The 6,279-nt window shown below is 38.8% G+C and carries 4 protein-coding genes; all 4 read right to left on the bottom strand.

Translation table 11 applies throughout. From position 1 onward, the window contains the following. A partial coding sequence (locus tag ACXM0J_RS15335; RefSeq protein ID WP_304457402.1) for a BapA/Bap/LapF family prefix-like domain-containing protein occupies positions 1 to 2,220 on the bottom strand: 2,220 nt, incomplete at its 3' end. Between the two features lie 457 nt (positions 2,221 to 2,677). Continuing rightward, the gene (locus tag ACXM0J_RS15330; protein WP_086265647.1) at positions 2,678 to 4,180 is read right to left on the bottom strand and encodes a cation:proton antiporter; all 1,503 of its coding nucleotides are present in this window, start codon (positions 4,178 to 4,180) and stop codon (positions 2,678 to 2,680) included. A 237-nt stretch (positions 4,181 to 4,417) separates the two neighbouring features. Further along, complete coding sequence (gene ypfJ, locus ACXM0J_RS15325) at positions 4,418 to 5,317, bottom strand: KPN_02809 family neutral zinc metallopeptidase (RefSeq protein WP_086265648.1); 900 nt, start codon at positions 5,315 to 5,317, stop codon at positions 4,418 to 4,420. A gap of 27 nt (positions 5,318 to 5,344) precedes the next feature. After that, a complete protein-coding gene (locus tag ACXM0J_RS15320; RefSeq protein WP_014207473.1) occupies positions 5,345 to 6,274 on the bottom strand; it encodes a DUF808 domain-containing protein in 930 nt (309 codons plus the stop codon). Positions 6,275 to 6,279: the final 5 nt, after the last annotated feature.

Genomic DNA, 6,279 nt, shown 5'->3' with positions numbered 1-6,279 from the left:
CACCACAGCTGTTGCTGGACCTGAGGTATTGCCCGCAGGATCTTCTGTTACTGCTGTTACCGTGTCACCATCATTTAAGCCTGGGTTTGGCACAGTCCAACTACCATCTGGTCCTGCTACAACACTTGCCGTACTACCATCTGGATATGTCACCGTCACAGTTGAACCAGGTTCTGCTGTACCTGTAATTGGATCTGTCCCGTTAACCGGGTCAATCACTGGTACTGCTGGTGCTGTTGTATCAACTGTCACCACTGCTGTATCGGTACCCGCATTACCTGCTGCATCTGTTGCCGTCACGGTAATGGTGTGCGGACCATCGGTTAACGCAGGAAGTGTATTGTCTGCAAGCGTCCAGGTGCCGTCACCATTGTTAGTCGCTGGATAGTCAACACCATCCACATTCACAACCACTATTGCTGTTGGATCGTTCACTGTACCGGTAAGTGCTGGGGTGCTGTCATTCGTTAATAGATCAGTTATAACAACTGTCGGTGCAACTGCATCAACAGTAGCTGTATCTGGTAAAGATGGATTACCTGCGGGATCTGTAGCAATCGCCTCAACTTCATCTCCATCATTCAGACCAGGGTTTGGTACTGACCAGCTACCATCCGGTCCTGCAACAACTGTTGCTGTGTTACCATTAGGGTAAGTTACTGTTACTGTTGAACCAGGTTCTGCTGTACCTGTAATCGGGTCTGTCCCATTAACTGGGTCAATCACTGGTGCTGCAGGAGCTGCCGTATCCAGTGTATAGGTTTGAGTATCGTTAACAGTGCTACTATTACCTGCTGCATCAGTAAAGGTTACTTTGGCATCAATCGTTTTATCTGTATCAGCAACCAACCCGCTGCCCGGTACACTTACTGTCCATGTACCTGCTGCACTATTTACAGTTGCATTATAAGTTACCCCATTAATAACAACTGTAACGGCTGTAGTAGCCGCATCTGAAGGAACGTTTTTCAGAATACCAGTAATCGTGACATTACCTGCTGCTTCTGATGCATTAATCACATTATCAGCTGTTACCGAATCAACAGCAAAGTTAACACCATCCGTATTTGGACCAACTGCATCAACAACAGCTGTTGTTGGGCCTGATGGATTGCCTGCTGGATCTGTAGCAATCGCCTCAACTTCATCGCCATCATTCAGACCAGGGTTTGGCACAGTCCAACTACCATCCGGTCCTGCTACAACACTTGCTGTACTACCGTCTGGATATGTCACAGTTACTGTTGAACCAGGTTCTGCTGTACCTGTAATCGGGTCTGTCCCGTTAACTGGGTCAATCACCGGTGCATTCGGTGCAGCCGTATCAATCGTATAAGTTTGAGTATCTTTAACAGTACTGCTATTACCTGCCGCATCTGTAAACGTTACAGTAGCATCAATGGTTTTATCTGCATCAGCTATTAAACCACTACCAGGTACGCTTACTGTCCATGTGCCTGCTGTTCTATCTACAGTTGCATTATAAGTTACCCCATTAATAACAACTGTAACGGCTGTAGTAGCCGCATCTGCTGGAATGTTTTTCAGAACACCAGTAATCGTGACATTACCTGCTGCTTCTGATGCATTAATTACGTTATCTGAAGTAACAGGATCAACCGAGAAAGTGACTCCATCTGTATTTGGTGGAGTGGTGTCAGCAGGTGTTGAGTCATCATCATTATCACTATTCGATGCTGCAGCGATAATACCGCCCGCAACTAAAGGAATAGCTGCCCACAACCATGGGTTTACACCTGCATCGTGATAAAGTAATGGTTCTATTGAGGAAATAGGCTGGTAAATAACGTCAGATACCAACTCTTGTGGTGCTTCTGCCGGTAAAGCAGCAGGTAAATCCTCAGCTACCAGTGCTTGTGGTTCCACATCACTGTCAGCATCAGCGTCCGCATCAGCATCGGCGTCCGCATCATTTTCAGCATCTTTGAATTTTGCCCAAATCAACTGTCCATTTTCATCTTGAAAAACCAGGCTGTTATCTTTAGGCTCAGCTGTCCCACTAAAGAAGTCTTCAATAACAATGGTTTGGCCATTTTTTAGCCGAATAACTGCATTGGTACCCTCCCTATTTACTACCAACACATCACTGGCAGCTACTTTTACCAATACGACCGATGCTTCTGAAAGTTTTGCAGAAGTTCCCTCTGTTGTTGCTAAGGTTTTATGATTGTCCTTAGCAATAATTTGTATTTCAGGCATATCTATATTCCTTTTATATTATTGATTTAAATGATTTTATGTATAATTCTTTTTACTTAATCTTTCTAAGTTTTTGACCTACAACTTAAAAACATTAAGTAATGTGATCATTTTTACATTAAACACTTTAAAATAAAAAAAACAAATACTAAAGTACCTAAAGAAAAAATTTTAATTAATAGAAATTATATATAAGTCTTCGTTAAGTTTTTCTTATGTTAATTTAATGAAAAATCACGTTAAACGTTTTATATATAAAACAAATTTATTATTTTTCTATTTACCATTTGTTGAAAAATAATTTAATTAAAATATTCATATAACAATTATTAATATCTTAATAAAATAAAATATATTATTAATGATATATATAGAAAAAAAAGGCTCTAGGTAATATTTAACTATTACACTAAAACCTCATTTTTAAATATCTTATAAAATTTAAAACTGTTTATATTTAGAAATTATCAGGACTCTCAAATCTTTTTACTTCTTGTAACTTATTCGGGTCATGCATTGTTGCAATTCCATCCTCAGTTTTTTGGTCTACAAGAATATCTGGATTAAAAACGGTGATTGTTTCCCTACCCAACGCATCCTCTCCAACAATATACTGAAAACCTCTTCTATTCATCTTATGGCACAATCTTTGATAGAAACCTTTTAAGCCTTCAGTTTCTTCATTGGGATTGTAATAAAAAGCATTCATCACAGCTGGTAAGCCTAGGCCGCACACAATACCTGATAACAGTACACTAATAAATGTATAACCAATCAAGATACTACTATAGGGACTTAAGGCGGGGATATTGGCTACTGCTAAAATCAATGCAAGTGAAATTCCTCCTCGTACCCCACCCCAAGAGAGAATGGTCAAACTACCGTTGTAACTTTTCATTTTCCGCATATTCGGAAAAAAGGCAAAAGCCATAAAATTAGCAGCAAAGCGAGAAATATGAAGAATAAAGAACGCAACAATACCGCCTAAAATCAAGCTAAAGTTTAAATCAAGGATAAATAACTCTAAGCCAATTAAAGTAAATAAGAATGAGTTAATAATTCCTTCTACTGTATGCCAGAAATGATTAACTTCTTGAATCTCTCGCTCTTCTCGTATTTCTTTCCATTTGTTTCCAACAATTAAACCACCAATTACACAAGCAATCGGTGCTGATGCATGTGCAAACAAAGCAACTAAATATGCTCCACTCGCAAGCAAAGCCGTTGTTAAAATCAGGGACTCCATTTCATGTTTACCACGTAATAAACGTAACACCCCGACCCCAAATGCCCAACCAACCCCCACAGCAACAACAATTTCATAGAGTAGAGCTTCTAATGTCGCCATCAATGAGAAATGTTCACCCTGTAAAACATTGAGCAAAGTCATAAACAATGCAATACACATTGCATCATTAAATAATGATTCACCTTCTAACTTAACAATTAAATGATGAGGCGCGCGAATTGAACTAAGTACACCTTTAATACCAATTGGGTCTGTTGCCCCTAAAGCTGCGCCTAAAAGTAACAGCACCAGAATTGGCACATGATATCCAACAAGTAATTGGAATCCGTAAAGCAAACTGCCAAACAATACGGCGCAAAGCACTAAAGCAATCGTTGCCAAAATACTAATTTGTTTCCAATAACTTTTTAGATCTGAGATTTTAAATTTGAGTGCTGAAGAAGTTAGAATAAAACAAATAACACCATTAATTAAAAAATCATAAAAATCGATATGGCGAACTGCTTCTTCAATATTATGAATATTAATGGTAATAAATTGATTACCGTTTAGTAGGCTGGCCCCCCACTGTAAAATAAAGACAAAAATTGCTGAGACCAGAGGTACACCAATCGCCTGTGGAAAGCCTAAAATACGCTTATTAAAGATAGTGGTTGCTATTGATAATGCAAAAACCACAGTGAATGCTTGTAGTAGAAAAAAATTACCCATGAATACCCTTCTTCTGGGTCAACGACCAAATAAAAACTTTGCTAAATCGACCTAACTCAATAAAAAGCTGACATAAACAATGCCATAATCATAAAAAATAGAAATTAGGACACAAGTTTACCGAATTGATAGAACAATCTATCAATCAGTTAAATTTCTTAACATTATTTATAGTTTTAATCTAAAGAAAAAGATGAGCTTATTAAATATGTTTAACAAGACTCATCCTATAATTTTTTAAACTGGATTGTTAAAAGTATCGCATTGGTTAATATCACCAGTTTTTAAACCCACTTGGAACCAGTGCATTCGCTGTTCACTACTACCATGAGTAAAGCTATCCGGAACGACCTGACCTGTAGAACGCTTTTGTAAATAATCATCTCCAATTTTTTGAGCAGCATCCATAGCCTCTTCAATGTCACCTTGCTCTAAAAATTGAGTTCGCTGTTGATTATGACTCGCCCAAATGCCCGCTAAACAGTCAGCTTGTAATTCTTGACGAACAGACAATTGATTACCTTCTCTTTGACTGACTTGTGCACGAGCTTGCTGTACTTGCGATGAGATACCAAGCAAAGTTTGAACATGATGCCCTACCTCATGTGCGACAACATAAGCTTGAGCAAAATCTCCAGCCTGATCTTCCCTAGAAAGTTCAGTTTGGTTTTGTTCTCCAGAAATTCCCATTTGCTGACGCATATCTTTAAAGAATTCTGTATCGATATAAACCTTTTGATCTGCAGGACAATAAAATGGCCCCATCGCAGATTGAGCTGTGCCACATCCAGACTGAATCATTCCACTAAATAAAACTAATTTAGGTGGTGTATAGCTTTTACCTAACTGTTTAAATATAGGAGTCCAGACGTCCTCTGTATCAGCCAAAACCGTTCCAACAAAATCGGAGGCTTCTTTTTGCTCGGCTGTTAAACTTTCTGGCGCAGTTGCATTTGATTGTTGTGAAGCAGTAACCTGCTGAGTTGCTTGATAAGCCTGCTGTGGATCAACACCAAAGAACTTCCACGCAACAAATGCAACAACCAGACCAATAATACTAATACCGCCAGCTCTAACACCGCCACCACCACGGCGGTCCTCAACATTGCTACTAATTCGTCGACCTTTCCAGCGCATAATTTCCCTCTTCTTTTTAGAATGGCATCATGAACCCGATGCTTTTTTAGGCCACATTTTTTGTATTAAGCTCACAATTAATAAAACAATTGCACCAGCAACCAGTCCTATTCCAAAGTTAATCAGTGTGGGTGTTAAAGCCCCAATGATATTACCTACTGCTGGTATTGTTTCTACATGATCCACTGTATCTTCAGTTAAATGATGAAGTAACGGAATCGTATGATTAATAATTCCGCCACCCACTAAAAACATTGCAATAGTGCCCACGATTGAAAGTAATTTCATCAAAATAGGAGCAAAAGCTAATAGGCCTCGACCTATAGTTTGCTTAAATGAGGTCGACTGTTCTGTTAAATATAATCCCAAATCATCAATCTTAACAATCATGCCAACCAAACCATAAACGCCAATCGTCATCACAACAGCAATAACACTTAAAACGCTTACCTTAGTCATTAAAGTAGCCGTAGCAACTGTACCCAGCGTAATCACGACGATCTCAGCCGATAAAATAAAATCAGTTCTTACTGCTCCTTTTATTTTTTCTTTTTCAAAAGTTGCCAAGTCTAATTCTTCATTTTCAAGCTCTGCTTTTGCTTCCTCTGATGTAGAAGCTTTTTTATGCATAATGGTATGAAGAACTTTCTCTACTCCCTCATAACATAAAAATAAGCCCCCGAGCATTAATAGTGGATTAATAAGCCAAGGCGCAATCACACTAATCAATAATGCTAAAGGAACTAAAATAAGCTTATTAACAAAGGAGCCTTTAGCCACCTTCCAAACAATAGGCAGTTCGCGATCTGCGCGCACACCTGTTACTTGCTGAGCATTTAAGGCCAAATCGTCACCTAAAACTCCGGCAGTTTTCTTTGCTGCCATTTTGCTCATTAAAGCAACATCATCTAAAATTGTTGCTATATCATCTAGTAATAAAAGTAAGCCACTCGCCATTTCTT

The sequence above is a fragment of the Acinetobacter sp. GRABPA_MV_2 genome, assembly GCF_056725885.1.
The sequence above is the reverse complement of the archived record's forward strand: the minus strand, read 5'-3'. Positions and strand labels throughout refer to the sequence as shown.